Annotated in this window: 26 protein-coding genes and 4 tRNA genes; 12 read left to right on the top strand and 18 right to left on the bottom strand. The window is 63.7% G+C overall.

Annotated features, from left to right (window positions below):
• Positions 1 to 78: 78 nt before the first annotated feature.
• The 3 genes from VSR34_RS09955 (at position 79) to VSR34_RS09945 (ending at position 2,161) form a co-directional block, all read left to right on the top strand.
• Positions 79 to 396: a YXWGXW repeat-containing protein gene (locus tag VSR34_RS09955; protein ID WP_028211641.1), complete on the top strand. Its 318-nt coding sequence runs from the start codon at positions 79 to 81 to the stop codon at positions 394 to 396.
• A gap of 372 nt (positions 397 to 768) precedes the next feature.
• Complete coding sequence (waaC, locus tag VSR34_RS09950) at positions 769 to 1,776, top strand: lipopolysaccharide heptosyltransferase I (RefSeq protein ID WP_342962408.1); 1,008 nt, start codon at positions 769 to 771, stop codon at positions 1,774 to 1,776.
• A 259-nt stretch (positions 1,777 to 2,035) separates the two neighbouring features.
• Complete coding sequence (locus tag VSR34_RS09945; RefSeq protein WP_255217796.1) at positions 2,036 to 2,161, top strand: hypothetical protein; 126 nt, start codon at positions 2,036 to 2,038, stop codon at positions 2,159 to 2,161.
• Positions 2,162 to 2,210: 49 nt separating this feature from the next.
• Here the strand turns inward: VSR34_RS09945 and VSR34_RS09940 are convergent, their stop codons facing one another.
• From VSR34_RS09940 to rph, 8 genes are all read right to left on the bottom strand, one after another.
• Positions 2,211 to 2,390: a hypothetical protein gene (locus tag VSR34_RS09940; RefSeq protein WP_028211644.1), complete on the bottom strand. Its 180-nt coding sequence runs from the start codon at positions 2,388 to 2,390 to the stop codon at positions 2,211 to 2,213.
• Between the two features lie 152 nt (positions 2,391 to 2,542).
• Positions 2,543 to 3,859 carry an MFS transporter gene (locus tag VSR34_RS09935; protein WP_028211645.1) on the bottom strand — a complete coding sequence of 439 codons (1,317 nt, stop codon included), beginning with the start codon at positions 3,857 to 3,859 and terminating at the stop codon, positions 2,543 to 2,545.
• 401 nt (positions 3,860 to 4,260) lie between these two features.
• Positions 4,261 to 4,782: a TonB family protein gene (locus VSR34_RS09930; protein ID WP_342962429.1), complete on the bottom strand. Its 522-nt coding sequence runs from the start codon at positions 4,780 to 4,782 to the stop codon at positions 4,261 to 4,263.
• A 125-nt stretch (positions 4,783 to 4,907) separates the two neighbouring features.
• Complete coding sequence (locus VSR34_RS09925; protein WP_028211647.1) at positions 4,908 to 5,120, bottom strand: hypothetical protein; 213 nt, start codon at positions 5,118 to 5,120, stop codon at positions 4,908 to 4,910.
• 380 nt (positions 5,121 to 5,500) lie between these two features.
• Positions 5,501 to 5,590, bottom strand: a tRNA-Ser gene (locus tag VSR34_RS09920).
• A gap of 67 nt (positions 5,591 to 5,657) precedes the next feature.
• A complete protein-coding gene (gene hemW, locus VSR34_RS09915; RefSeq protein ID WP_342962407.1) occupies positions 5,658 to 6,875 on the bottom strand; it encodes a radical SAM family heme chaperone HemW in 1,218 nt (405 codons plus the stop codon).
• Positions 6,872 to 7,507 (bottom strand): RdgB/HAM1 family non-canonical purine NTP pyrophosphatase, encoded by a 636-nt coding sequence (gene rdgB / locus VSR34_RS09910; RefSeq protein ID WP_342962406.1) that lies wholly within the window; start codon positions 7,505 to 7,507, stop codon positions 6,872 to 6,874. Before rdgB ends, hemW begins: the two co-directional genes overlap by 4 nt.
• On the bottom strand, positions 7,500 to 8,240 hold the full coding sequence (gene rph / locus VSR34_RS09905; protein ID WP_028211650.1) for a ribonuclease PH: 741 nt from the start codon (positions 8,238 to 8,240) through the stop codon (positions 7,500 to 7,502). Before rph ends, rdgB begins: the two co-directional genes overlap by 8 nt.
• A gap of 289 nt (positions 8,241 to 8,529) precedes the next feature.
• On the opposite strand from rph, the gene VSR34_RS09900 reads away from it, so the two are divergent.
• From VSR34_RS09900 to VSR34_RS09880, 5 genes are all read left to right on the top strand, one after another.
• A complete protein-coding gene (locus tag VSR34_RS09900; RefSeq protein WP_028211651.1) occupies positions 8,530 to 9,468 on the top strand; it encodes a DUF1732 domain-containing protein in 939 nt (312 codons plus the stop codon).
• Positions 9,469 to 9,482: 14 nt separating this feature from the next.
• Entirely contained in the window at positions 9,483 to 10,172 is a 690-nt protein-coding gene (gmk, locus tag VSR34_RS09895) for a guanylate kinase (protein WP_028211652.1), read from the top strand.
• A gap of 40 nt (positions 10,173 to 10,212) precedes the next feature.
• Positions 10,213 to 10,416, top strand: coding sequence for a DNA-directed RNA polymerase subunit omega (rpoZ, locus tag VSR34_RS09890; protein ID WP_006400783.1), 204 nt, complete (start codon positions 10,213 to 10,215; stop codon positions 10,414 to 10,416).
• 100 nt (positions 10,417 to 10,516) lie between these two features.
• Positions 10,517 to 12,883 (top strand): bifunctional (p)ppGpp synthetase/guanosine-3',5'-bis(diphosphate) 3'-pyrophosphohydrolase, encoded by a 2,367-nt coding sequence (locus VSR34_RS09885; protein ID WP_028211653.1) that lies wholly within the window; start codon positions 10,517 to 10,519, stop codon positions 12,881 to 12,883.
• Between the two features lie 176 nt (positions 12,884 to 13,059).
• Positions 13,060 to 13,539: a phage protein NinX family protein gene (locus tag VSR34_RS09880; protein ID WP_028211654.1), complete on the top strand. Its 480-nt coding sequence runs from the start codon at positions 13,060 to 13,062 to the stop codon at positions 13,537 to 13,539.
• Positions 13,540 to 13,652: 113 nt separating this feature from the next.
• Here the strand turns inward: VSR34_RS09880 and VSR34_RS09875 are convergent.
• Positions 13,653 to 13,729: transfer RNA gene (locus VSR34_RS09875), tRNA-Arg, on the bottom strand.
• A gap of 84 nt (positions 13,730 to 13,813) precedes the next feature.
• Positions 13,814 to 13,890: transfer RNA gene (locus VSR34_RS09870), tRNA-Arg, on the bottom strand.
• Between the two features lie 183 nt (positions 13,891 to 14,073).
• Here VSR34_RS09870 and greB point away from each other — a divergent pair.
• Positions 14,074 to 14,637, top strand: coding sequence for a transcription elongation factor GreB (greB, locus tag VSR34_RS09865; RefSeq protein WP_028211655.1), 564 nt, complete (start codon positions 14,074 to 14,076; stop codon positions 14,635 to 14,637).
• A gap of 89 nt (positions 14,638 to 14,726) precedes the next feature.
• Here greB and VSR34_RS09860 read toward each other — a convergent pair whose 3' ends face one another.
• Complete coding sequence (locus tag VSR34_RS09860) at positions 14,727 to 15,878, bottom strand: porin (RefSeq protein ID WP_028211656.1); 1,152 nt, start codon at positions 15,876 to 15,878, stop codon at positions 14,727 to 14,729.
• Between the two features lie 592 nt (positions 15,879 to 16,470).
• Positions 16,471 to 16,671 carry a hypothetical protein gene (locus tag VSR34_RS09855; RefSeq protein WP_042289142.1) on the bottom strand — a complete coding sequence of 67 codons (201 nt, stop codon included), beginning with the start codon at positions 16,669 to 16,671 and terminating at the stop codon, positions 16,471 to 16,473.
• Between the two features lie 414 nt (positions 16,672 to 17,085).
• Here VSR34_RS09855 and VSR34_RS09850 point away from each other — a divergent pair, with 414 nt between their 5' ends.
• Positions 17,086 to 17,289: a cold-shock protein gene (locus VSR34_RS09850; protein WP_028205165.1), complete on the top strand. Its 204-nt coding sequence runs from the start codon at positions 17,086 to 17,088 to the stop codon at positions 17,287 to 17,289.
• Between the two features lie 282 nt (positions 17,290 to 17,571).
• Positions 17,572 to 18,738: an exonuclease domain-containing protein gene (locus VSR34_RS09845; RefSeq protein WP_342962405.1), complete on the top strand. Its 1,167-nt coding sequence runs from the start codon at positions 17,572 to 17,574 to the stop codon at positions 18,736 to 18,738.
• A gap of 30 nt (positions 18,739 to 18,768) precedes the next feature.
• Here VSR34_RS09845 and VSR34_RS09840 read toward each other — a convergent pair whose 3' ends face one another.
• The 3 genes from VSR34_RS09840 to VSR34_RS09830 form a co-directional block, all read right to left on the bottom strand.
• A complete protein-coding gene (locus tag VSR34_RS09840; protein WP_342962404.1) occupies positions 18,769 to 19,359 on the bottom strand; it encodes a chorismate mutase in 591 nt (196 codons plus the stop codon).
• Between the two features lie 260 nt (positions 19,360 to 19,619).
• Positions 19,620 to 19,769 (bottom strand): hypothetical protein, encoded by a 150-nt coding sequence (locus tag VSR34_RS09835; protein ID WP_027795377.1) that lies wholly within the window; start codon positions 19,767 to 19,769, stop codon positions 19,620 to 19,622.
• A 516-nt stretch (positions 19,770 to 20,285) separates the two neighbouring features.
• Positions 20,286 to 21,425: an aldo/keto reductase gene (locus VSR34_RS09830; RefSeq protein ID WP_028211659.1), complete on the bottom strand. Its 1,140-nt coding sequence runs from the start codon at positions 21,423 to 21,425 to the stop codon at positions 20,286 to 20,288.
• 115 nt (positions 21,426 to 21,540) lie between these two features.
• On the opposite strand from VSR34_RS09830, the gene VSR34_RS09825 reads away from it, so the two are divergent.
• Complete coding sequence (locus tag VSR34_RS09825; RefSeq protein ID WP_238327772.1) at positions 21,541 to 22,503, top strand: LysR family transcriptional regulator; 963 nt, start codon at positions 21,541 to 21,543, stop codon at positions 22,501 to 22,503.
• A gap of 61 nt (positions 22,504 to 22,564) precedes the next feature.
• Here the strand turns inward: VSR34_RS09825 and VSR34_RS09820 are convergent.
• From VSR34_RS09820 to pepN, 3 genes are all read right to left on the bottom strand, one after another.
• Positions 22,565 to 22,640 (bottom strand) — tRNA-Thr (locus VSR34_RS09820).
• Positions 22,641 to 22,704: 64 nt separating this feature from the next.
• Positions 22,705 to 23,721, bottom strand: coding sequence for a class 1 fructose-bisphosphatase (locus VSR34_RS09815; RefSeq protein WP_028211661.1), 1,017 nt, complete (start codon positions 23,719 to 23,721; stop codon positions 22,705 to 22,707).
• A gap of 265 nt (positions 23,722 to 23,986) precedes the next feature.
• Positions 23,987 to 26,689: an aminopeptidase N gene (gene pepN / locus VSR34_RS09810; RefSeq protein WP_342962403.1), complete on the bottom strand. Its 2,703-nt coding sequence runs from the start codon at positions 26,687 to 26,689 to the stop codon at positions 23,987 to 23,989.
• Between the last annotated feature and the right edge of the window lie 301 nt (positions 26,690 to 26,990).

Raw genomic sequence — 26,990 nt, 5'->3', positions numbered from 1 at the left:
GCCGATGTCAGCGCCGCGCCGTGCTCGCGCATTGATCGGGTGACGCCAATCACGGCGTCCAAATCAAGGGTGATCAACATGAACAACTCCATTCGCCTCTTCATCGCGAAGGCTGCGATCCTCGCCGCCGGCACGTGCGCCGTGGCGGCTCCCGCATTCGCCGAAATCGTCGTTGTCGAGCCGAGCGCGCCGCCGCCCGTCGAGCGCGTGGAAGTGGTGCCGGCGCCGCGCGTGGGCTACGTATGGGACAAAGGCCACTGGCGTTGGGACCACGGCCGGTACGTGTGGGTGAGGGGCCATTGGCAGGCCGGGCGCGTGGGGTATCACTGGGTGGCGGGACACTGGATCGCGCATGGCCCGAACTGGCACTGGGTCGAAGGTCACTGGGCCGCCTGACGAGCCGGGAGGGGGCGCATCATGAGTAAAAAGCTGCTCGCGGCGGCCATGCTCGCGCTAACGCTGGCGGGCTGCATCGTCGTGCCGGCGCGGCCGATGTACATGAGACCCGCGCCGGTCGTGATCTACTAGCGTGATCCGTTGACCGCTTTTGTCGATCCCTCGCGGATCGTCCATGCCGGGCTCGACGCGCAGTGGCGTGTGGGGCCCGGTATGTTTGCGGCGCGTTGTCGACGTTTCGCCGGGTCTTGAAAAAAGGGCCGATATCGCTCGTTCTCACCAACGTTTCCTCAGGCTGCCGCAAGGTTAGTCGGCTAAAATCTCAGGAAATTACTGGCAGACTGGAGCATCGGACCTGCGGTCCGCAGCACAATGAAACGAGTTTTGATTGTCAAAGTGACTTCGCTCGGCGATATCGTCGAAGCGCTTCCGGTCGTTGCGGACGTGCAGCGCGCATTTCCAGGCGTGAAGGTCGACTGGGCCGCGGACGAAGCCTTCGCCGATATCGTGCGCTGGAACGCGGGCGTCGACCGCGTGCTCTGCGCGCCGCTGCGCCGTTTCAAGAAAGCGCGCCGCTGGGGCGACCTCAAGGCGATCTGGGCGTCGATCTCGGAACTGCGCGCCCAGCGCTACGACGCCATCATCGATATTCACGGCGTGTACAAGAGCGCGATCATCGCGTTTATCGCGCGCGGGCGCCGCCGCTTCGGCTATCTCTCGCAGGATCTCGGCGAGCGTGGCGCGGCCTTCGCATACAACGGGCGCTTCGGTCCGCGTCCGCAATGCAATGCGTGGCATGGGTTGCGCATCAGCGCCGGCGAGGCGCTCGGCTACACGGTCGACACGCCGCCCGACTTCCAGATGCGCATTCCGCGCGACGGCACCGCGCTGCCCGCGCCCGACGCGCCCACGGCACTGTTCTTTCACGCGACATCGAAGGACGAGAAGAAGTGGCCGGTCGCCCATTGGGGCGAACTGGGCAATGCGTTGGTTGCGCGCGGCCTGCGCATCGAATTGCCGTGGGGCTCCGACGCCGAGCACGCCACAGCGCGTGAGATCGCGGCGCTCATACCGGGCTCGACGGTGCTGCCGCGCCTGACGGTTTCGCAGGTCGCGCAGCGCATCGAGGATTGCGCGCTCGTGGTCGGCACCGATACAGGCTTCGTGCATCTGAGCCACGCGCTGCTCAAGCCGACCGTGATGGTCTTCGTGTCGACCGACGCCGGGCACAGCGGCGTGCATGCGCCCAATCGCTCGATCTCGATCGGCGACGGCCATCATGTGCCGCCCGTGCAGGTGGCGATCGATGCCGTCGATCGCATCTATCCTGCGCGTGACGGCGGCACATCCACGCAACCTTCGCGCGCTCGCGCTGCCTGAATCTTCGCGTCGCGCCGCGCGTTTTCGCGGCGTCGTCTTACGCGCTTTCTGCATTACGAGCTTGTTAAAAGTGTCGCGTCTGTATTGCAGGCGCGCGTCTGGCCCGCCTGCCGCTGCGGTTTGACGCTCAGGCTGTTACATGGGCCATACCGCTGCTTACAAATTGCAACGCCTCACGCCTTCGCCGTCGTGTTCAATCTGAACCGTCCCGCCCGATATCGCATGGCCGGACATCGACACTGACTCGAAGGGGAACACTGTGAAACGATTGACGCTTACCCTCATCGCTGGCGCATTGCTAGCCGCTTCGCTGGGCGGCTGCATCGTGGTGCCGGCCGGCGGCTATTACGGCGGCGGCTACCATCACGGCTACTACTATCGCTGAGGTCCGCCAGACCGGGTGGCGCCAGCGGCGTGACTGTCCGCGGTGGACCTCAAGCGAGCAGCATTTCGATTGCGACGACCGCGGCAATTGCCGCGGCGTTCGCCGCCAACGCTTCGAGCAACACGGCGCGCCAACTTGCGGTGCGCAGGCGGAACGCCAGCAGGAGTGAGATGCCCAGGGCGAGGGCGATGATCAGAACAATGTCCGCGTTGGTCAGATGCAGGTTCATCGTCGGCGCCTCCCCGAGATTCGTTCCCGCCTGTCGATTCGAGTATAGACACGCCTCGCGCGCGCCCAAAGCGACCAAAAAGCGCGATGAAGGAGCACAAAAAAAGCGGAGTCCGCAAGGCGGACTCCGCTTTTTCGCTGAGGCGTGATGTGTTATGTCAGCGACGTGTGGCGCGTCTCACGCATGCACAGGACACCGACGAGGCTCACGCACGCTGCGATCGACACATAGGCGCCAACCCACGAGAGACCGCCGCGCGCGGCCAGCACCTGCGCGATATACGGCGCGACCGACGCGCCGAGAATCCCGCCCAGGTTGTACGCCACGCCCGCGCCCGTGTAGCGCACGCTCGTTGGAAACAGCTCGGGCAGTAGCGCGCCCATCGGTGCGAAGGTCGCGCCCATCAGGAACAGCTGGATCACGAGAAAGAGCAGCACGAGGGGCGTTGCACCGCTGCCGAGCAGCGGCTCCATCGTGAAGCCCGAGAGAATCGCCAGCATGCAGCCGACGATCAGCACCGGCCTGCGGCCGAAGTGGTCGGAGAGCCGGGCCGAGATCGGCGTGGCGATGCCCATGAACACCACCGCAATGCACAGCATGCCGAGGAAGGTCGGACGGGGAATGTGCAGCGCCGTCACGCCGTGCGAGAGCGAAAACACCGTGGCGTTGTAGAACAGCGTGTAGCACACGACCATCGCGAGCGCGCCGAGCAGCGTCGGCACCCAGTGCTTCGAGAGCAACGTCGCGACCGGCACCTTGACGCGCTCCTCGCGCTCGACGGCGGCCTTGAAGGCAGGCGTTTCGGCGATCTTGAGACGCACGTAGAGACCGAGTGCGACGAGCACCGCCGACACGATGAACGGCACGCGCCAGCCCCAGTCGCGGAACTGCTGGTCGGAGAGCGTCGAAGCGAGCCCGAAGAAGAGGCCGTTCGAGGCGAGAAAGCCGACCGACGGCCCGAGCTGCGGGAACATGCCGAACCAGCCGCGCCTGCCTTGCGGTGCGTACTCGGTCGCGAGAAGCGCCGCGCCGCCCCATTCGCCGCCGAGACCGATGCCCTGGCCGAAGCGCAGGATGCACAGCAGGACCGGTGCAAGGCTGCCGATCGCGTCGAAGCCGGGCAGGAAGCCGATCAGCGTGGTGGAGACCCCCATGACGAGCAGCGAGGCCACCAGCGTCGATTTACGGCCGATACGGTCGCCGAAGTGGCCGAAGATGAACGAGCCGATCGGCCGCGCGACGAATGCAATGCCGAACGTCACGAACGCCGAGAGTGCCTGCGCCGTGGCCGAGCCGTGGGGGAAGAACACGGGGCCGATCACGAGTGCGGCGGCCGTTGCGTACACATAGAAGTCGTAGAACTCGATCGCGGTGCCGATGAAGCTCGCGAATATCACGCGCGCCGTGCTTTGCTGCTTCGCCGTGCTCGCCTGATCGGCGCGCGCGGGCGAAATGGGGGAGGTGGACATTCAAGGGTCTCCAGTCGTTGTGACGCGCGCTGGCGCCTGGGACTTGCCAGGGCGCGCGGGAGTCTTTGTTCGGGCTCGAAAGCGTGGCGGCCGCATGCGTGGCGCCCGCTGCTCCGGCGGAGGTTGTCAGCCGACGACGCTTTGCCGGTATGCAACGCACAGCGCCCACGCAGCGTGCGGTTTCCTGACCGGCCATGGCGCGCGCCGATAGGCGCAGGCGGACGGAAGCGCGGTCGAAGCCTCGCGCGGCGGCGTGGATGACGCGTGGCGGGAGGCGTGGCCGGCGGGTGCCGGCGGGGATAGCGAAAAATTATAACGACCGTGCGCGCCGGGCAGCAAGGCAGGCGCAAGACGAGCGAAAGCGACAGCCGGTGCTCAGGCGCCGGCGCAGGCCGCGTTCGTCACTGGAAGTTCTGCGCCTGCGGAGAGGCGAGCGTGCGTAGCTGGAACTTGCCGTTGTCGTTGAAGAGCCAGTCCTCGAACATCTCGAGCTGGCCCGCCGGGTTGAGCAGGCGGCCCGGTGGCGGGGGGAGCGGTGCGGCATGGCGCAGCGTCGCCAGGGCGGTGATTTCGGCGTCGTTGTCGCCGTTGGTGCGGAACACCGATGACTTGACGATCTGACCGTTGCGATCGACCGTAAAGGAGACGACCACCAGCGAGCGCAGCATGGCCTGAGGCGTGCCGTGCAGGACATACGACGGGTTGCGCTCGACAATGTGTTTCGCGACTTCGGCGCGGTAGTCGTCAAGTGTTGCGCTGTTGATTGCCGCGGGGGGAATGGCGACGAGCGGCTTGGGCGGCGGCGTGATCGTGCAGGCGCCGAAGCACCCGAGGACGCCGAGCAGCAAAACCAGACCTCGGCGCCGTGCGAGGGTGGCGCGAGGTGATGGCGAACCGCAAGAACCGTGTACGCAGATGAGCATCTCGAACAAGCTCGGTGGCGGAACCTGAATTGAGCTTAGTCGATACGCAGCGGGAAGCAATCAGCAGTGTCCCGCGTCGCACACGGCACGCGCGCAGGGACGAGATGCAAGGCGGGGCTTACCGCTTATTCGACGGGGAACTGCGCGCAGGGGTCGGCGACGGTCGTCGCACAGGCATATGAATATTCGCCGCTCTTGAGGAACAATTCCTTGCCGACCTGGAAGTTCTCGCGAAGATCGGGCGAGCTTTCCCATGCGATGTAGCTCGAGCACATCACGGCAAATAGGACGACGAGCGAAAACGCGAATTTTTCGAGCAGTTGGTATTGGTGCGGCATGGTGATTTTTCCCATCGATCGGTAGGATTTTACCTCATGATTAGGGTTTTCACCTAGTGGATTCGATGGGCGATTGCACGTTGGGCAGCGCGAGTAATCGCTTCGACCCTTTATTCTCGGGCCCCCTGGTGGTGCGATCGACCGGACGATGCGATGAGAAACGGGATTCGCATCGCGCTGCGGTCCTGCCAGACTAGATGGATGGCAGTCCTGACTATCGTTCCCGCCACAGTCGCCGCGTCGTCTCGGGCGGAACCGCATTCAGAGGATCGGCGGCAGCTACAAGAGGCGGGGCGAAACAGAAGAGAGGCGGGGCGAAACAGAAGGGCCTTTTCCGAACGCTGGCACGGCATCGTGTGACAAGGCCAGGTGTCTGGGACTGGCGGAGGCGGTGAGATTCGAACTCACGGAAGGGTTACCCCTTCGCCGGTTTTCAAGACCGGTGCATTCAACCACTCTGCCACACCTCCGGAGCCGCGCATTGTAACCCGAAACGTGGGCGCGGCGGCAGTCGCCCAAGCGATCAACGCGTCGACCTCAGTGCGAATCCTTCAGGAACAGCGCCTGAAGATCGTTCAGAAAGCGCTGCCCTAACTCGGTCGGCGCGATTTTTTCGTAATCGCGTGTGATGAGCCCGCGCCGTTCGGCTTCCTGCAGCGCCGGTTCGATCGTCGTGATGGGCAGGCCCGTGCGCTCGATGAAGCGATGCACCGGAAAACCCTCCACGAGTCGCAGCGCGTTGAGCATGAATTCGAACGGCAAGTCGCGCGCGTTCACTTCGTGCTCCTCCTGGATCGGCGTGCCCGCGCGCGCCTGCTCGATGAAGGTCGCCGGATGCTTGTAGCGCGCCTGGCGCACGATGCGGTTCGGAAACGAGAGCTTCGTGTGCGCGCCCGCGCCGATTCCCAGATAGTCGCCGAATCGCCAGTAATTGAGATTGTGCCGGCACTGGCGGTTCGGCTGTGCGTAAGCCGAAACCTCGTAGCGTCCGTATCCCGCGCCGGACGTGCGCTCGTGAATCCAGTCCTGCATGTCGGCGGACTGGTCGTCGTCGGGCAGCGCGGGCGGGAATTTAGCGAAGAGCGTGTTCGGTTCGAGCGTCAGGTGATAGAGCGACAGATGCGGTGGCGCGAACGAGAGCGCCGTCTCGATGTCGGCCTGGCACTCTGCGAGCGTCTGCTGCGGCAACGCGAACATCAGATCGAGGTTGAAATTGTCGAAGGTGTTGGCCGCGACTTCGACTGCATGGCGCGCCTGCGCCGCGTCGTGGATGCGGCCGAGCGCCTTCAGATGCCCTTCGTTGAAACTCTGGATGCCCACCGAGAGACGGTTCACGCCGCTCGCGCGAAACTGCGCGAACTTCGCGGCCTCGAACGTGCCGGGATTCGCTTCGAGCGTGACTTCTGCATCGGCGTCGAGCGGCAGGAGCGCGCGCACATCCGAAAGCAGGCGATCGAGCCCTCCCGCGGAAAGCAGGCTCGGCGTGCCCCCGCCGATGAACACCGTATGCACCTGGCGGCCCCACACGAGCGGCAGCGCCTGTTCGAGATCGGCGCGCAGCGCACTGAGATAATCGTCTTCGGGAAAGCGCTCGCCTTTCCACTCGTGCGAGTTGAAGTCGCAATAGGGGCACTTGCGCACACACCACGGGAAATGGACGTAGAGCGCGAGCGGTGGCAGCGAGCTCAGGCGAATGCTGCCAGGCATCGTGAACGACCGGACCACGTCGATGCCCGTTTGATGCTGCTGACTCACGCTTCCTCCTGGAGGCGCGCGAGCAGTTGACGCAAGGCGATCGCGCGGTGGCTCGACGCGTTCTTGAGCGCCGGATCGAGTTCGGCGGCCGTTGCTTCGAGCGCGGGAACGTAGAAGTAAGGGTCGTAGCCGAAGCCGTTGTCGCCGCGCGGCGCATCGAGCACGACGCCGTGCCAGCGGCCCTCGGCGATGAGCGGCTCGGGGTCGTCGGCATGGCGCACGAGTGCGAGCACGCAGTAGTAATAGGCACGGCGATCCGCGTGGTCCTTCAGGTTCGCGACGAGTAGCGCGTTGTTCGCCGCGTCGCTCTTCTCGCCGCCCGCGAGCTGCGCATAGCGCGCCGAATACACGCCGGGCGCGCCGCGCAACGCGCGCACGCACAGGCCCGAGTCGTCGGCGAGCGCGGGCAGCCCCGTGAGCTTTGCCGCATGACGAGCCTTGGCGAGCGCGTTCTCGACGAAGGTGGGATGCGGTTCGTCGGCTTCGGGCACGTTGAGCGCGCCTTGCGGCACCAGCTCGATCCCCGCCGCGCCGAGCAGCGCCGCGAACTCACGCAGCTTGCCCGCGTTGTTCGAGGCGAGCACGACGCGCGAGAGCGCTTGCTCCGCCGTTTTAGCTTGCGAATCAGCCATGCGCGATCTCCAGCGCCGCCTTTTGCTTGTCGATCAGCGAGCGGACGCCGCTTTGCGCCAGGTCGAGCAGCGCGTTCAGTTCCGTGCGCGTGAAGGGCGCGCCTTCGGCCGTGCCCTGAACTTCGACCATGCCGCCCGAGCCCGTCATGACGACGTTCATGTCGGTGTCGCACTGCGAGTCTTCGTCGTAGTCGAGATCGAGCACCGGCATGCCTTCGTACACGCCCACCGAAATCGCCGCCACGTAGTCGGTGATCGGCGAGCGTTCGATGCGGCCCGTGGCGAGCAGTTTCGAAACGGCGTCGTGCGCGGCAACGAACGCACCCGTGATGCTCGCCGTGCGCGTGCCGCCGTCGGCCTGCAGCACGTCGCAGTCGAGGTTGATGGTGCGCGCGCCGAGTGCCTCGAGATCGAACACCGCACGCATCGCGCGGCCGATCAGGCGCTGGATTTCCTGCGTGCGGCCCGTTTGCTTGCCGCGCGCGGCTTCGCGGTCGCTGCGCGTGTGGGTGGCGCGCGGCAGCATGCCGTATTCGGCGGTGAGCCAGCCCTGGCCCTTGTCGCGCAGGAAGGGCGGGACGCTTTCGGACACGCTCGCGGTGCACAGCACCTTCGTGTCGCCGAACTCCACGAGCACCGAACCCTCGGCGTACTTCGTGTAGTGGCGGGTGATGCGGACTTCGCGAAGCTGGTCGGCGGCGCGGCCGGAGGGGCGCTGGCTGGATTGGATCATTGTGGGGCGTGCGCGAGGCAAACGAGGGAAGGGAAAACTGTAATTTTACCGCCTTCGCGCGGGTCACGAACGCGCGGCTGGAAGCCAGCGGGAAGCCGGCAAGGAGCGCGTTGCGGCCGGGCGGGCCATGCGGCCTGCGCGAGAGGGAGTGCGACGTCAAAAATGGGATAATGCGGTTTCTCCGCCCTGCGTAATTGTCCGTTCGCGACTACACGCCGGGCGCCTCGATTCCTCCGCCGTGACCCGCGCGAGCGCCGCACGTCGTCACGGCTCCTTCGCGAGACGAACCATGATTTACAGCATGACTGGCTATGCAAGCGCCACGCGCGAGCTCGCTGCGGCATCGGGCACGGGCGGCGCCAGTGTCTCCGTGGAATTGCGCACGGTGAATTCGCGCTTTCTCGACCTGAACTTCCGCATGCCCGAAGACGTGCGCGTGTGCGAGCCCACGTTGCGCGAGATGCTGATGACGAAGCTCTCGCGCGGCAAGGTCGACATCCGCATCAACATCCAGCGCAGCGAGCAGGGCGCCAATGCCGGCGCGCTCAACCGCGAAGCGCTCGACCAGCTCGCCGTGCTCGAGCGTGCCGTGCTCGAGGCGTTCCCCGAATCGGGCCACCTGCGCACCGGCGAGATCCTGCGCTGGCCCGGCGTGCTGGCGGAGAGCGGTGTCGCCCCCGAGGTGCTGCGCGACGCGGTGCTCGGCTGCGGCAAGCAGGCGATCGCCGACCTGATCGAAGTGCGCGCCCGCGAAGGCGCGCAGCTCGCCAACATGCTGCTCGCGAACGTCACCGAAATGGAAGCGATCGTCGCGCGCATCACGCCGCTCGTGCCGGAACTGATCGCGAAGCATCAGCAGAAGATCGTGGAGCGTCTGCAGGAGGCGCTCGGCATCGTCGCGCCGGACAGCAACGGTAACGGCGGCAGCATCGGCAACATTTCCCGTGAAGAAATTGCCGAGCGCATCCGCCAGGAAGTGACGATCTATGGCATTCGCATCGACATCGCCGAAGAGCTTTCGCGTCTCACGGCGCATCTGAACGAAACGCGCCATGTGATCGAGAAGGGCGGCCGTGTCGGCAAGCGCCTCGACTTCATGATGCAGGAGCTCAACCGCGAAGCGAACACGCTAGGCTCGAAGGCGGCGGCCAAGGAACTGGCGGACGCCTCGATGACGCTCAAGCTGCTCATCGAGCAGATGCGCGAGCAGGTACAGAATCTCGAATGAAGGAAGCAACGAACATGACCGACAAGCCGCAGGACAAGAAGCGCAACCCGTACGCAGGGATGTATCCCGGCAACCTCTTCATGGTGGTGGCGCCCTCGGGTGCGGGGAAGTCGACGCTCGTGAACGCGCTGCTCGCCGAAGACAGTGCGATTCGCCTGTCGATTTCCTACACGACGCGTGCGCCGCGCTCGAAGGAGCGCGATGGCGAGCACTACCACTTCACGACCGTCGACGACTTCCTTACGCGCCATGCTGCCGGGGAGTTTCTCGAGAGCGCCGAAGTGCATGGCAACTATTACGCCACCTCGCGCGTGTGGATCGAAGATCAGATGAAGATCGGCCATGACGTCCTGCTCGAAATCGACTGGCAAGGTGCGCAGCAAGTGAAGAAGCAGTTCCGCAATGCCGTGGAAATCTTCATCCTGCCGCCGTCGCTCGAAGCGCTCGCCGACCGTCTGCAAAAGCGCGGCGAAGACGAGCCGAACGTCATCACGCGACGCCTGCTGGCAGCGGGCAGCGAGATTGCGCACGCAAGCGAATCGGAGTACGTAGTAATCAACGAGAACTTCGATCGCGCGCTGCAGGAGCTGCGCAATATCGTGAGCGCAACGCGCTTGCGCTTCGCTTCGCAATATGCGCGGCATACCGAGCTCTTCGTGCAGCTCGGTATCCACCACCCGCAGCCCGGCGCATCGGGCACATAAGGTAGAATAAGAATCTGCTGAGAATGAGAAGGAACCCGACATGGCCCGCATCACCGTCGAAGACTGTCTGAAACAGATTCCGAACCGCTTCGAACTGGCGCTCGCCGCGACTTATCGCGCTCGCCAGCTCGCACAAGGTCACACGCCCAAGATCGAAAGCCGCGACAAGCCTACCGTCGTCGCGCTGCGCGAGATCGCGGCTGGCCAGGTCGGCCTCGAGATGCTGAAGAAGGTGCCCGTCTAAGGGCGCCTTCGCACGCATCTGCGCTAATCATGTAGTTCGTGCCGCGCAACTGCAACAACCGGCTTGAATCGTCAACGCGAAACCTGATACGGAGGGGAACATGAGCACCACGCCCTCGCCGGCCACGGAAGTGGACCAGGAAGCCGAGACTGCGAGCCCCGCGCGCAATTACATCGACGCGGTCCTCGAACAGTCGTTTCGACATCTGTTCGGACCGACTGCGACGCCGGAGCAGCCCCGCAAGCACGGGGTCGTCTCCATCGCCAATCTGACCGCAGCGCTCTCCGGTTACCTCACCCCCGAGGAAATCAAGGAGGTCAAGGCGGCGTTCCACTTCAGCGATGAAGCCCACCTCGGGCAATATCGCCAGAGCGGCGAACCCTATATCACCCATCCCGTCGCCGTTGCCGAAATCTGTGCCGGCTGGAAGCTCGACGCGCAGTCGATCATGGCCGCGCTCCTGCACGACGTGATGGAAGACCAGGGCGTGACCAAGACCGAACTCGCCGAGCGCTTCGGTCCCAAGGTCGCGGAACTGGTGGATGGCCTGTCGAAACTCGACAAGATGGAGTTTCGCAATCGCGAGGAAGCGCAGGCGGAAAACTTCCGCAAGATGCTTCTCGCGATGGCGCGCGACGTGCGCGTGATTCTCGTGAAGCTCGCCGACCGGCTGCACAACATGCGCACGCTCGGCGCGGTGCCGCCCGAGAAGCGCCGCCGCGTGGCGCGCGAGACCATCGACATCTACGCGCCGATCGCGCACCGCCTCGGCCTGAACAACACCTATCGCGAACTGCAGGATCTGAGCTTCGCGAACTTCAATCCGAATCGCTACGCCACGCTCGAAAAGGCGGTGAAAGCCGCGCGCGGCAATCGCCGCGAGGTGGTGAGCAAGATTCTCGAAGCGGTGCAGCGCGCGATCGCCGACGCGAAGATCGATGCCGAAGTCACGGGCCGCGAGAAAACCATCTTCAGCATCTACAAGAAGATGCGCGACAAGCAGCTGTCGTTCTCGCAGGTGCTCGACGTGTACGGTTTTCGCGTCGTGGTCGAATCGGCGCTGGAGTGCTACACGTGCATCGGCGCGCTCCATGCGCTTTACAAGCCGGTGCCGGGCAAGTTCAAGGACTACATCGCCATTCCCAAGGTGAACGGCTATCAGTCCCTGCACACCACGCTGGTGGGCCCGTTCGGCGCGCCCATCGAGTTCCAGGTGCGCACGCGCAAGATGCACGAGATCGCCGAAGCGGGGGTCGCCGCGCACTGGCTCTACAAGAACGGCGGCGCCGACCTCAACGACGTGCAGAAGCGCGCCCACCAGTGGCTCAAGTCGCTGCTCGACATCCAGAGCGAGGTCGGCGATTCGAGCGAATTCCTCGAACACGTCAAGATCGACCTGTTCCCCGATGCCGTCTACGTCTTCACGCCCAAGTCGAAGATCATGGCGCTGCCGCGCGGCGCCACGGCGCTCGACTTCGCATATTCGATCCATAGCGACCTCGGCAATCAATGCGTGGCCGTGAAGATCAACAACGAACTGCTGCCGCTGCGCACGGAACTGAAGAGCGGCGACATCGTCGAGGTGATCACCGCGCCGTACTCCAAGCCGAACCCCGCGTGGCTAGGCTTCGTGCGCACCGGCAAGGCGCGCTCCGCGATCCGGCACTATCTGAAGACGATGCGTCTCACGGAGTCGGTGCAACTGGGCGAGCGGCTAGTGGATCAAGCGCTCAAGGGCTACGGCTATCAGCTTTCGGAAGTCACGCCGGAAGTCTGGGAGAAGCTGGTTCTGTGGACCGGCAACAAGGACCGCCAGGAAATTTTCGCGGACATCGGCCTCGGCCGGCGCGTGGCGGCCGTCATGGCCAAGCGCATCGAAGTGCTGATGAGCGGCCAGGACGCCGATGACCCCGAGCACCATCATCCGCCGCGCGATCCGAACGCGCCTGCGGCACCGCCGGTCGTCATCACGGGCACGGAAGGCATGTCCGTGCAGCTTTCGGCGTGCTGCCGTCCGATTCCGGGCGACAGCATCATGGGTTATATCGGCATCGGGCTTGGCATGGCGATCCACACGACGGACTGCCGCGTCGCGCAGCGCATCCATCGCCGCGATCCGGGCCGCTGGATCGACGTGGCGTGGGCGCCGCAGCCGGGGCGCCTGTTCGACGTCGCGGTGAAGGTGCTCGTCAAGAACACCAAGGGCGTGTTCGCGCGGGTGGCTGCCGATATCACGTCGGCGGACGCCAATATCGTGCACATCGCCATGGACGACGATCTCGCCCAGGAGTCGAACCTGCTGCGCTTCGTGATTCAGGTGAGCGATCGCGTGCACCTCGCGAATGTCATGCGCCGCGTGCGCACGAATCCGGACGTGATGCGCATAGCGCGCGAGCGTCCGAGCGACGAAGGTCACCATCGCCATGATGGCGGTATGCGCATCGACCGCGAGCGCGCCGATTATTGATCGATGCGTAGCTCTGGGCGCATGCGCCGTGCGGCCGTGGTGCGTGACGCGGACCGCTGTCATGAGGCGCCCGGCGCGGTAATCTAGCGTTATCGCATCGGCCGTATATTTGCGGCAGCCTTCGGGCATACCGGTCATGGCGCGATCTTCCGGTGACCCGCAACGAGGGACACGAAATGAATGTAGCTGAACTGACCGGCCTCGCGCTCGACTACTGGGTCGCGCGCAGCTTGCCGGATTTCGTGCGCGAGATCTATTTCACGGACAGCGGCGAGACGGTTGCCGTGCGCGGCAACGATCGCGGGCGCCCCTGGGACGGCCGCTTCATGCCCACCGACTCGTGGGAAGCGGCGGGCGTGGTGCTCGATCGCTCCAGACGCGTCGAACTGCGCGAAGGCGACCCCGCATCATGTGTGGCCGAGTTCGAGGGCGAGCCTCGCGTGGTCGAGGCCCGCGGAGAGACGACGCGCGAGGCATTGCTGCGGGCGTTCGTGGCGAGCCGCTTTGGCGAGACTGTCGGGGAGATGCTGCGCCAGCCTCAAACGCTGATCGGTTCGGGCATGGAGCCCGTGGCGGAGCCTAGTGCCATTGGCGATGTGGAGGATTTGCCGCGTCCTGACGCACAGATCGGCGACATTGGGGCTGCGCCGCGTTAGGTCGCCTTAGATCACCTTAAGTCGCCTTCGATCGGTAAGACGGGGGCAGGGGACTCGGCTATCGGCGCTAAAAAGACAAAGGGCCTTTCCTTTCGGAAAGGCCCTTCGATTGGTGGCGCGGCTGGCAGGATTCGAACCCACGACCCCTTGGTTCGTAGCCAAGTACTCTATCCAACTGAGCTACAGCCGCACGCAAAAGCAGTACAACACGCGGTACAACACGATACTGCCTGAAACCCTTCCCGAACAGCAACTGGGAAACGCTTCGAATAAGTGGCGCGGCTGGCAGGATTCGAACCCACGACCCCTTGGTTCGTAGCCAAGTACTCTATCCAACTGAGCTACAGCCGCACGCAGAAGTGAGATTATAGCAAAGGTTCAAAAAAAGGGAAGACCCTTATCGCGATTTGTCCTGGGCCGAGGTTCGTGTACGCTGGCGGTATCCGGTCAGTCAGGTCGGCTGCGAGGCAGCAAATCAGCGAGCCAGCGCATGCACAGAAACACGCACAGCAACATGCACAGCAGTGATCCATCATGAACAAGGCTTTTGTCAAAGAATCGACCGATAGCGACGACGACGATCTCGAAACCGGTTACCCCGAGATTCCCGCCGGCACGAAGAACTACATCACGCCCGCCGGCTATGAGCGCATGCGCAGCGAACTGCTCCATCTGATCGACGAGGAGCGGCCCGAAGTGGTCAAGCTGGTCTCGTGGGCGGCCTCGAATGGCGACCGCTCCGAAAACGGGGACTACATCTACGGCAAGCGTCGCCTGCGCGAAATCGACCGCCGCATCCGCTTCCTCACGAAGCGGCTGGATCTCGCTGAAGTCGTGGACAGCAGCCGGCAGGAGAGTGTCGATCAGGTGTTTTTCGGCGCCACCGTCGAGTACGGTACGCAGGACGGCGAGGCGCATACCATCACGATCGTCGGCATCGACGAAGTCGATCTCGACCGAGGTCACGTAAGCTGGATCTCGCCCGTCGCGCGCGCGCTCCTGAAAGCGAAGATCGGCGATCAGGTCACGCTGCATACCCCTGCGGGGCCGGAGCCCATCGACGTGCTCGACGTGCGCTACCCGCCGCCCGGCGCGTGAGCAGCAAGCCGCGGTAGAAATGAAAAAAGGCACCCGAGGGTGCCTTTTCAGCTGCAGTGTGCCGGCCGAAACGGCCAGCCGTGTGCTGCTTAGAAGCGGTGACGCATACCAACCGTCACAGCAACCTGGTCTTGACGGGTCGATGCCGAGCCGAGACCGTTCAGGTACGCACCGATGTTCTGCGGGTTCGACGAAACGTGCTGCCAGTCGCCTTGCAGGTAGACGTCGGTGCGCTTCGAGAGTGCGTAGTCCGACTGCAGTGCGACCGTGTTGTAGTTCGGGTTCTCGCCGCCGCCGAAGTTGCCACGGGTGTACGTGTACGCGCCAGCCAGGCTGAGAGCCGGGGTCAGAGCGTAACGGATATTGCCTTCGAAGTTCTGGAAGCGCGCGCTGGTGGCGTTGAAGGCAAGGCCGTTGGACCTGCCCGACTGCGCCGCCGAGATGCCGACTGCGTTGCTCAGGTTCGTTTGCGTGTACACGAAGCCAGCCGTCGCCGGGCCGAACGTGTAGTTCACGCCGCCGCCGAACGTGCGCTGACGGCCTGCTGCGAACGTGAAGTCACCGGCCTGCGCGCCCGAGAACGAGCTCGAGTTCATTTGCAGGTTGTTGATGTCGTTGTTCGTTTGCAGGTAGCCTGCAGCAACGTTCAGGCCGCCCCAGCTGTACTTGGCGCCGAAGCTGTATGCACGGTTGTTCGCGAAGCTGGTGCTGTTCGAGAACGAGTACGTGCCGCCGAACTTGAAGCCAGCGTAGTCGATGCTCGAGTACTTGACCGTGTTGTTGAAACGGACCGAGTTGTTCAGGTTGTCGTTATCGAACGGGTGAGCGGCAATCGTGCCACCGTATTGCGTGCCGGTGTTCGACAGCGGTGCGAGGTAGTCGACCACGGAGTCATACTGACGACCGAGGGTGACCGCACCGAACTGGTTGCTAGCCAGACCCACGAAAGCCTGACGGCCGAACATGCGGCTCGACTGGCCCAGCGTGCCGTTCTGGATGTTGAAGCCATTTTCCAACGTGAAGATGGCCTTCAGACCGCCACCGAGGTCTTCAGAGCCGCGCAGGCCCCAACGGCTGCCGTTGACCGTGCCGCTCGTCGCCTTCCAGAGGCTGTGACCACCGGCGTTGTTTGCGTAGGTGATGCCTGCGTCGACCAGGCCGTACAGCGTAACGCTGCTTTGCGCGTGTGCAGCCGTTGCAAAAACGCCCGACAGGGCAGCGACCATGAGAGTCTTTTTCATCTTTGTAAACTCCGAGAACAGAGATGGGTTTCGTTGAACCCCGTTTGGGAAACCGTCCACGCGAAGCGCAGCGAGAGGCAAGTTCGCATGGGACGAATTAATCCGTCAGAGACAATCTGTCCGAGACAGTCCGTCCGAGACAGTCCGTCCGAGCCAATCCGTCCGAGTCGGTTTCCAGACAGGCAGAGTGTAGAGAGGGTGCTCGAAGACCGGGGATTCCGATTTACGCAATAATGTATTGCGATATTGGAAATGATTATCTGGCGCGCCTCAAGCCCCGCTGGATAAGGGGTTTCGGCGGATTTCGGGTTGGGCGTGTGCGACTGTCAACCGCATGAGCGTTGTGCTACCGCGACAACAATCGACCGCGAAAAACAAGCGAACGTCCCGTTTTCTCGATTATTGCGTTCGAGGTAACACATGGTTGTGCCCCGCGCGCTTAATCGTCGGACGTGTGTCCAGCTATACTGCAAGTGCTGCTTTCCGAAGCAGACTTTTTCGTTGACGAAAAAGATCTCCAAACCTTTGTCGGCGCGGCCTTTCAAGCCGCGCTTTTTTTTGCCTCCATCAACCGCGCACGCGCCACGCACCCTTATCTAGCCTTCACTTCGGGCGGCTCTGGCTGCATGCTCCAGTCTTCCATCACGTAGTGCCTCGCGTCCATAGGGGAACACAGCAGGTTGTGCCAATGGTCCCCGTGCCATGCGCCATAGGTCTCGGCTTCCTCCGCCGTCGGCGTAATCCCCTCGGTTTGTACGAGCCAATGAATCCATTGCCGCAGAGTCGTCAGCATGATGAGTCTCCGATGCCGATCATAATGAGCATCATGAATTGAATGTATTACTCGAACAACCGGGAGAAACACTTACGTTTGACACGAATGGTTACATTTCGGCAAATTTTTCCGGTGCCAATGACTTGGTCGAGATAATAGGGTGATAATGACCTGCGTCATGTTCATTTGGATCGCATACGTTTTCCTCGAGACGCTTTGATCCGAACCGCTTTATCTTTGAAACGGGAATCCTGTTATAAAAAATTCGCTTGACTGGCGAAAGGCGTTCCCCGTATAACGGCAAGGCTGATTTTCGTTCCCCTTCAATTGCAGGTCGTGGATTTGCTCGACGCAGAGGATTGCGGAAGTTGGCTAGTGTATTACGGCGCGAGGTTAATGCCCGCGTCATTAAATCTCGAGGGAAACTGAAACATGGAAACCGGTATTGTCAAATGGTTCAACGATGCAAAGGGCTTTGGCTTCATCACGTCTGACGCCGGCGGCGACGATCTGTTCGCGCACTTCTCGGAAATCCGTGCCGACGGCTTCAAGTCGTTGAAGGAGAACCAGCGTGTGTCGTTCGACGTCAAGGTCGGTCCGAAGGGAAAGCAGGCCGCGAACATCCAGCCGCTCTAACGAAAGTGCGGGCGCTCGTCGTGTGCGCGCCGCTGAAGCATCGAGCCCCGGGAAAATACCTGGGGTTTTTTGTTTTTGACATATTGATATTTTGATGAAAGTGAGTTTCTGTTATTTACAGCGGCGCATTTAATCGGGAAAACCCTGGGGCCGTCCGTATTCCCTGCTTCTGGTTACCGCGAAAACGTGAAGGGTTGAGCCGGCCGTGCCGCGAGTCGTAGCCGCACCGCGTCCAAACGGTGCATACTTTGCTCCTTATTCATTTTGTGCTGCCGTTTCACCATGTTTGAATGTTCCTTGAGCGCCGCACCCGCTGCTGGCGAACTGCCTCTCGTTTTCGTGGATCTGGAAACGACAGGCGGCTCGGTAGGCGAGCATCGAATTACCGAGGTTGGCGTCGTCGAGGTGGCGCAGGGGCAGGTGACACGATGGAGCACGCTCGTCGATCCCGGTCAGCCTATCCCGCCCTTCATTCAACAACTCACCGGCATTACGGATCAGATGGTGCGCGGTGCACCGGTCTTCGCCGACATTGCCGCGAAACTTCACGAGCGCCTCTCGGGCAAGCTCTTCGTCGCGCACAACGCGGCCTTCGACCGAGGATTTCTGCGCGCCGAGTTCGAGCGCGCCGGCTATTCCTTCAACCCCGACGTGCTCTGCACCGTACGCCTCTCCCGGGCGCTGTTCCCGGGCGAGAAACGCCATGGTCTCGATGCGCTGGTCGAGCGCCATGCGCTCGTGCCCTCGGACCGTCATCGCGCACTGGCTGATGCCGACCTTCTCTGGCAGTTCTGGCAGCGCCTGCCAGGGCTGGTCGGCGCCGAGGTGCTGGCGGCGCAGATCGAGCGCACGACGCGCCGTCATGTGCTGGCCGGCGATATCACCGACGACCTCATCGATACGGCGCCTGCAGGCCACGGGGTTTATGCGTTCTATGGCGAAAACGATGTGCCGCTGTACGTAGGGCGCAGCGTACGGGTGCGTCAGCGTGTGCGTGCACATCTCAGCGGCGAGCGGCGCTCCTCGCGCGAACAGCGGATGGCGCAGCAGGTGCGCAGGGTGGAATGGCGTCCGACCGGCGGCGAGCTCGGCGCGTTGCTCGTCGAGGCGCAATGGATCGCATCGCTCAAGCCCGCTTTCAACCGCGTGCCGCGCGTGTCGAGGCGCGATCCGGCCGACCTCGGCGCAGCGCCCTGGCCGTTTGTCGGCGCCGTGCTCGTGCAGGAACAGGACACGACTAACGGCGCGGATGTTTACCACCTGATCGACCGGTGGTGCTATGTAGGCGCGTTTCCGACTGCGGCCGCGGCAAAGTCGCAGGTGGAACAGGGCGTCGAGCCGGAGTTCGAGCTTTCGACGTGGCGCATTCTGCAGAGCCGCTTCGAGCGCGGCCTGCGCGTGCAGGTGCTGCAGCTTTCGGAAGCGGATGGCCTCGCAAGCCAGGTTTAGCGCCGGCGGTTTTCAGCTAGCGTATCGCGATCACGCCATACCGCCTACGCCGCCCGATTCGCAGACATGGCCTAGCGCCTGATTCATTGCTTTCGCGTGCGCGGAATCGTATCGCGTGAGTTCCTTCCAGCTCTCGACCGAACGCGCGACGCGTGCCGGGCAATCCGGCGCGCCGCGCAGCGGCTGCACGCGCGCGAGCGCACCGATCAGCCTCCCGGTGAGCTGATCGAGTTGCGGTCGCGTGACCGTGGCGAGATCCGGGGCTGGGTTGGCCGGCGCCTGAGACGCTCGCCAGGTATCGAACAGTGACTTCTGCACTAGCGTACTGGCGTCGATCTGATCGCGGAAGAACACGCGAGCAAACGCCGGATCGACGCCGGCAACCGCCGCGCGCTTTTGCACGTCGGCGAGCAAGGCGTCTTCACGCGGTGTATCGGTGATCGGCTTCTGATGCTGCCACTTCCACTGCGCGACCGGCGCGGCCAGTGCGAGACGCTGCGAAACGAGTGCGACGAGGTTGGTGAGGGCCGTGTCGTCGCTGTCAGCTCGCGCGGAGGCGATCGGCAGGGCGAACAGCAACGCAGCAGCGCAATGCGCGCTTGCGCGGGTGAGGGAGATCATCGAGTGAAAGAAAGACGCCGGCAATGAAAAGCGAAGCATAGCCGGTTATGGCCTGCTTGCGCTCAACTATGCTTGCTGTGCGCGAGGCGACGAGAACTCAGCGGCGCCTACGCGAGCGAGCACGCCAACTGGATCGACCGGATAGCGCTGCCGCGCCTGGTCGCGCACGGCTCGACACGCGTCCCCTGTCACGCGTATCGACTTGCACATCAACGCCGGCTGCGCGTGATCACGCGTTGCGCGAACGTGGGCATTTCCCGTCACTTCTGTTCGTGTGCCTTACGCTGCTCGTCAAGAAACGCCCGCACATGAGCGGGCAATTCGTCGCCGAGAAACTCGACAGCCACCGGTTCCGGATCCGGGCTAAAGACTTGGTCCGGGGTCGGAATTCTTGGCGGTTTGGCGTCCATGATCTTTCTCCTGTGTAAGCCGATTATCCGACTCAGCGCTTCTCCTGCGCTAGCCCCGCTTACCGTAACAGTGCCTTTCCCGCGCGCGTGTTGCTTAATACGCACATCGATGCAATCGATTAACGGTGCAGGAATATAATGTTCAGATGTCCTTTGCACTGCAGCATGCGACCTGGATGTCTGGCCGCCGCTCTGCCGCGCAGCCAACAACACGGTTCGGTCGCACGCTGGGCGGATTGACAACCGGCCCGCGACGCCATGCCGCGCTCGCCGCGCGGCGCCGCAGCTCGTGCAAGCCCGCGGCGGAAGCGCCCGCCATGCATTTACAACGACAACGATTTATTATGCCTGGCCGTTGACATCCAAACGTTAATAAGCCCGAAACTATGTAAGCGCCTGTTTCTATCCCATTCGTTCGTTATTAATTGTTTGCGCAATGTCAATTCGCCGGTGTTTAACGATCGAGCGTTCGTAAAGCGGTCTCAGTACCCCGTCTTCATGCACTTCCATAATTCGTCAGGTCGGTTCCGCCGTCGGCGCGGGAACGCGTTGCGCGTGGGCGTGATTCGCGGGCGCCGCGCGCACGTTCACCTGACCATGAATGCGCGACTGGTGCCCGTCCGCGAACATGTAGTAGGGAAACGGGTGCGCGGGCTCCGAGGCGACATCGAGGCGCGCGAGCAGTTCGGGGGCAAGCGTGAAGTCGAGTGCTCCGAGCGATTCCGCGAGCTGCGCGGCCTTGGTCGCGCCGACGATGATGCTCGCCACGCCGCGTTTCTGATATAGCCAGTTCAGCGCAACCTGCGCCATGGGACGGTTGACCTCATGCGAAACCTGCTCGAGTTCGCCGACGATGGCGAAGTTGCGCGGCGAAAGCTTGTCGAAGCCGGGCGGCGGCTTCGGCCCCACCGTCTGCAGGCGCCCCGTGCCGCTGACCCCGCCTGGACCCTGGGTGCCTTGCGCTCCCGCCTGCGACGGCCGATATTTTCCAGATAGCACGCCCATGCCGAGTGGACTCCACGGCACCAACCCCATGCCGAGCTGTGTAGCCAGATCCGCAAATTCGTGTTCCGCGTTGCGTTCGATCAGCGAATATTCAACCTGCATCGCCGCGACGGGTTCGAAGCCGCGCCAGTCGGCGAGCGTCTGTGCGCGGCCAGCGTACCAGGCGGGCACATCGGAAAGACCCACGTAGCGAATCTTGCCTGCACGCACGGCGTCGTCCATGGCGCGCATCACTTCGTCCGCTGGCGTCATGCGATCCCAGGTGTGCAGGTAATAGAGATCGATGTAGTCCGTGCCGAGACGCTTGAGCGAACCATCGAGCGCACGCAGAAGGTTCTTGCGGTGATTTCCCCCGGCGTTCGGGTTCCCCGGCTGGGCGTTGTACGTGTACTTGGTCGCGATGACGAGCCGTTCGCGCAGGCCGCGCGCCGCCGTGAAGCGGCCGACCCAGGTTTCGCTCGTACCTTCGGTATAGAGATCGGCGGTATCGATGAAATTGCCGCCCTCATCGACATAGAGGTCGAAGAGCCGCTGTGCGGCGGCTTCGTCGGCGCCCCAGCCCCATTCGGTGCCGAACGTCATGGTGCCGAGGGCGATCGGGCTGACGCGCAGGCCGGAGCGGCCGAGGAGCGTATAGCTATCGAGTTTCATGGCGGTTGCCTCAAGAGGTGAGTGGAACGCGAAGTCATCATGCGCCTTTCCTTTTTGTGGAAAAATCGGCTGCACGTGAAAGGACTGTGAAGCCAGACTTCACAATCGAGGTGCCATGAACCCACTTTCTGCCCATCTGCCAGCCATGCCGGCCGTGCCAGCTGCGTCGGGCCTGGCCGGCCGTCTTCCAGCGGTGCTTGCCGTCGCGGCCGTTGCGCGGCATGGGAGCTTCACGCGCGCCGCCTCTGCCGCGGGCCTCTCCACGTCGGCGTTATCGCAAACCGTGCGCGCGCTCGAATCGCAACTCGGTGTGAGGCTCTTCAATCGCACGACACGCCGCGTCGCGCTGACCGAGGCAGGCGTGCAGTTCCTCGCGAACATCCAGCCCGCACTCGCGCAGATCGAGGCGGCGTTCGACGCGCTCGACGCCTCGCGCGACGAACCCGCGGGTACGTTGCGCATCAACCTGCCGCGCGTGGCTAGCGAGTTGCTCGTCATGCCGCATCTCGCCGAGTTCATGGCGCGCTACCCGCAAATCAAACTCGAACTCGCCCTTGACGACGGCTTTGCCGATCTGGTCGGCGAGGGCTTCGATGCGGGCATTCGCCTTGGCGAATCGGTTGCGCCGGGCATGGTGGGAGTGCCGATCGGAGGCCCGATCCGCATTGTCGTGGTCGCTTCGCCCGACTATTTCCAACGCCACGCGCCGCCCGTCACGCCTGATGATCTGGCTGCGCACGATTGTCTTTGCTATCGCTTCGCTACAGGCGGTGTCTATCGGTGGGAGTTCGCGCGGCCGGGCGACCCCCGGCGCGTGTTCGACGTGCTCACCGAAGGCCGCTTCGTGACGAACGATCTGCGCACGATGGTGAGCGCCGCGGAGCAGGGTGCAGGTCTCCTGCATGTGATCGAGGACTACGTGCGCGCGCCGCTGGATGAAGGCCGGCTCGTGCGGGTGCTCGAGCCGTGGTGCCCATCGTTTCCCGGCTTCTATCTCTATATGGCTGGGCGTGCCCAGCTGCCGCCCAAACTGCGCGTGTTCATCGACTTCCTCCGTGAGAAGCGTGAACGCGGCTAGATTCTTGTCGGTATGCAAAGCAAAAAGCCCAGTCCGAAGACTGGGCTTTTTGCTTGAATCCTGGTGCCGGAAAGAGGAATCGAACCCCCGACCTTCGCATTACGAATGCGCTGCTCTACCGTCTGAGCTATTCCGGCGCGCATCAGAGAAGAAAGATTATAGGAAAGTGCAGCGAACTATGCAAGCCCTTTCCTCATCTTTTTATTTCTTCGCGTCCTGGTGATAGCGAGTGACGCGCTCGACCTCGTTCTTCGAGCCGAGGAACACGGCAACGCGCTCGTGCAGGCTTTGCGGCTGAATGTCGAGAATGCGCTGTGCGCCGTTGGTCGCCGCGCCGCCCGCCTGTTCGACGATGAACGACATCGGGTTTGCTTCGTACATCAGGCGCAGCTTGCCCGGCTTCGACGGATCGCGCTTGTCGGCTGGGTACATGAAGATGCCGCCGCGGTTCAGGATGCGGTGCACGTCGGCGACCATCGAGGCGATCCAGCGCATGTTGAAGTTCTCGCCGCGCGGGCCGTCCTTGCCCGCGTTCAGCTCGCCGATGTACTGCTGCACCGGCTCATACCAGTGGCGCGCATTCGAGGCGTTGATCGCGTACTCGCGCGTGTCTTCCGGAATGCGCATGTCGCTTTGCGTGAGCACCCACGAGCCCAGCTCGCGGTCGAGCGTGAAGCAGTTCACGCCGTGGCCGGTCGTGAGCACGAGTACCGTCTGCGGGCCGTAGACCGCGTAGCCGGCGGCGACCTGCTTCGTGCCGGGCTGCAGGAACGATTCCTCCGTCGCCTGCTGGCCGTCCGGGCAGCGCAGCACCGAGAAAATCGTGCCGATCGACACGTTAACGTCGATGTTCGAGGAGCCGTCGAGCGGATCGAACACGAGGAGGTATTCGCCCTTCGGATAGTTGGCCGGAATCGGGAAGAACGTTTCCATTTCCTCCGAGGCCATCGCGGCGAGGTTGCCGCCCCATTCGTTGGCGTCGAGCAGGATCTCGTTCGAGAGGATGTCGAGGTTCTTCTGGACTTCGCCCTGGACGTTCTCGCTGCCGGCCGTGCCGAGGGCGTCGCCGAGCGCGCCCTTGCTGACGTTGAAGCTGATCGCCTTGCAGGCGCGCGCGACGACTTCGATCAGCAGACGCAGGTCGGCGGGCAGATTGCGGTGCTGGCGCTGCTGCTCGATCAGGTACTTGGTGAGGGTGGTGCGACGTTGCAAAGCCATTGCGGTACTCCGGATGCGCTTGGGAATAGCGCAATTCTACCCGCTCGCCTGTGACCGCCCGCCGCACAGATCAGCAAATCTCGCGCGCGGACGTGGCGCGGCTTACCGGTGCAGGCTTTCGCCCGGTGACGGCGCGCCTCGCGCCGCCAGAAAATAATCGAAAAAATGCGCAAAAAAAACCGGCGCGAAGGCCGGTTGAGTGGTCGGTCGACTGGCTATCGCGCGGCGCCTGGAAGCGCCGCGCATTGGGTCGCATTGCGTCTGATCAGGCCAGGGCTTTTTCGACGATCTCCCGCACGTCGCGCGATTTCGCCTCGCTCGCAACCCGCTCGAGCGCCGTGCGCATCGCATCGCGCAACGCGGGCGTGAAGCGGCGCCACAATTCGAGATTGCGGGCGAGGCGCGCGGCGACCTGGGGATTGAGCGCGTCGAGCGCGATGACCTGATCGGCCCAGAACGCGTAGCCCGAGCCGTCCGCCGCGTGGAACTGAGCGGGGTTCGCGGCGCAGAAGCTGAAGATGAGCGAGCGCGCGCGGTTGGGGTTCTTGATGTTGAACGCCGGGTGGCCCATGAGCGCGCGCACGGTCTCGATGGTCGGGCGTTGCGCGGTGCCGCGCTGCGTGGCCTGCAGCGCGAACCACTTGTCGATGACGAGCGGTTCGTTCTCGAAGCGAACGTAGAAGTCTTCGAGCGCCTTGCTCGCGACATCGTCGCCGGTGGCCGCCTGCGCGTTCAGCAGCGCCGAGAGCGCCGCCGAACGGTCGGTCATGTTGTTCGCGGCCTCGTATTGGGCGGTGGCGAGGCCTACTGCTTGCGCAGTATCGTCGAGTTCCGAGAGATACGAGAGCGCGAGGTTCTTCAGCCCGCGACGGCCAGCCGCCTCGGGCGTCGGCTCGTACTTGCCCGGCGTGACGTTGCGTTCGTAGGCCGCGAGCCATTCGCGCCTGAGCGCCGTTGCCAACTGCTTGCGCACCAACTGACGGGCGGCATGCACGGCGGCCGGATCCGACTCCGTCATCTGCTCGGCGAGATAGGTTTCCGAAGGCAGCATGATCGCCAGTTCGCGGAACGACGGCGAGAGCGATTCGTCGGTCAGCACGCGGCGGAATGCGTCGACGAGCGCGTCGGCTACCTGGAGCGGCTGATTCGCGGTGGCGCGTCCCGCGAGCGCGAGCAGCTCGCGTGTGGCGAGGCGCTGGCCCGCTTCCCAGCGGTTGAACGGATCGCTGTCGTGCGCGAGCAGGAACGCGAGTTCGTCGTTGCCGTAGTCGTAGTCGACGATGACGGGCGCCGAGAAATTGCGCAACAGCGAGGGCAGGGGTTTGACCATCACGTCGGCGAACGTGAACGTCTGCTGCACTTCGGTCAATTCCAGCACGCGCGTCGTGCCCTGCGCCGAGGCCTCGCCTTCGAGGCGCAGCGGCAGGTCGGCGCCATCCGGGCCGATCAGGCCAATGGCGAACGGAATGTGCAGCGGGCCTTTCTGCGTCTCGCGCGCGGCGGGTGAGCCATTGGCGTAACCCTGCGCGAGCGTCACGCTGTAGCAGTGCGTGCCTTCGTCATAGCTCGTCGTCACCGAGATGCGCGGCGTGCCCGCCTGGCTATACCAGCGCTCGAACTGCGCGAGGTCGCGGCCGTTGGCGTCGGCCATCGCGTGCCGGAAATCGTCGCAGGTCACGGCCTGGCCGTCGTGACGCTGGAAGTACAAATCCATGCCTTTACGGAAACCGTCGCGCCCGAGCAGCGTTTGATACATCCGCACGACTTCCGCGCCTTTTTCGTAGACGGTCATCGTGTAGAAGTTGTTGATCTCGACGTAGTTTTCGGGTCGCACCGGGTGCGCCATCGGGCCCGCGTCTTCGGCGAACTGCATCTGGCGCAGCACGCGCACGTCCTCGATGCGCTTGGTCGCGCGCGCTGCCTCGTTTTCGTCGCCGCCCGACATCGCCGCCGAGAACTCCTGATCGCGGAACACCGTGAGGCCTTCTTTCAGGCTCAGCTGGAACCAGTCGCGGCAGGTCACGCGGTTGCCGGTCCAGTTGTGGAAGTACTCGTGGCCGACCACGGCCTCGATGTTCGCGAAGTCCACGTCGGTGGCCGTTTCCGGATTCGCGAGCACGTACTTCGTATTGAAGATGTTGAGCCCCTTGTTCTCCATCGCGCCCATGTTGAAGTCGCTCACGGCGACGATCATGAAGCGGTCGAGATCGAGTTCGAGGCCGAAGCGCTGCTCGTCCCAGCGGATCGAGTGGATGAGCGAGTCCATCGCGTGGCGCGTCTTGTCGAGATCGTGCGGCTCGACCCACACCTGCAGCAGCTTTTCCTTGCCCGAGCCGCTCTTGATGCGCTCTTCCAGCGCCACGAGCTTGCCCGCCACGAGCGCGAACAGATAGCTGGGCTTGCGGAACGGGTCTTCCCATCTGGCATAGTGGCGGCCGTCGGACAGATCGCCTTGCGCGATCAGGTTGCCGTTCGAGAGCAGTACCGGGTAGGAGGTCTTGTCGGCGCGCAGCGTGACCGTGTAGGTCGCCATCACATCGGGGCGATCGAGAAACCAGGTGATGCGGCGAAAGCCCTCGGCCTCGCACTGCGTGAAGAAGTTGCCGCCCGACACGTACAGCCCCGAGAGCGTCGTGTTGGCGGCCGGGTCGCACGCACCGGTGAGCGTGAGTTCGAAGGCGTCGGGCACGTTCTCGACGGTGAGGCCGTGCTCATGCACGCGTACGTTCGCGTACGGCTTGCCGTCGATGGCCGCGCCGATGAATTCGAGCTGCTCGCCCATCAGTTCGAGATGCGCGCTGGTGTTGCCTGCGCGACTTGCATCGGGATTGCGCCGCACGCGCAACGTGCTCTTGACGATGGTGCGCTCGGGCACGAGGTCGAATTCGAGGTCGACGGTATCGATCAGAAACGCGGGCGGCGCGTAGTCTTCGCGGCGGATCACGGAGGGCGTGGCGGTATCGGACATAGTCTGGACAGGGCGGGTCGGATCGGGTGGATCGGGTGGCCGACAGCGTCGGCGCCCGGCGCGCTTCGCCTGCCCTTGCGGGACGGCGCAAACGCGGCGGTTCGCCCCATTGTACAAAGGCTCAGGCCGCTTTGTCCGTCAGCGCCTGGGAGCCGCCCGCAGGCGGACGGGCCGGCAGCCGAACTTTCGCACGGCGGCGCGAGTCAGTATGATCGGGCCCTGCTGGATGGCTCGCGGACCGCGCGATAACGCCCGACCGGCCCGGGATTGTTCGAGGAGCGGTCCCGGAATAAACACGCAA

It is taken from the genome of Paraburkholderia sp. JHI2823 (genome assembly GCF_038900695.1).
Lineage (GTDB): Bacteria > Pseudomonadota > Gammaproteobacteria > Burkholderiales > Burkholderiaceae > Paraburkholderia > Paraburkholderia mimosarum.
Note: the sequence above shows the minus strand (reverse complement) of the source record. Positions and strands in the feature narration are given on the sequence as shown.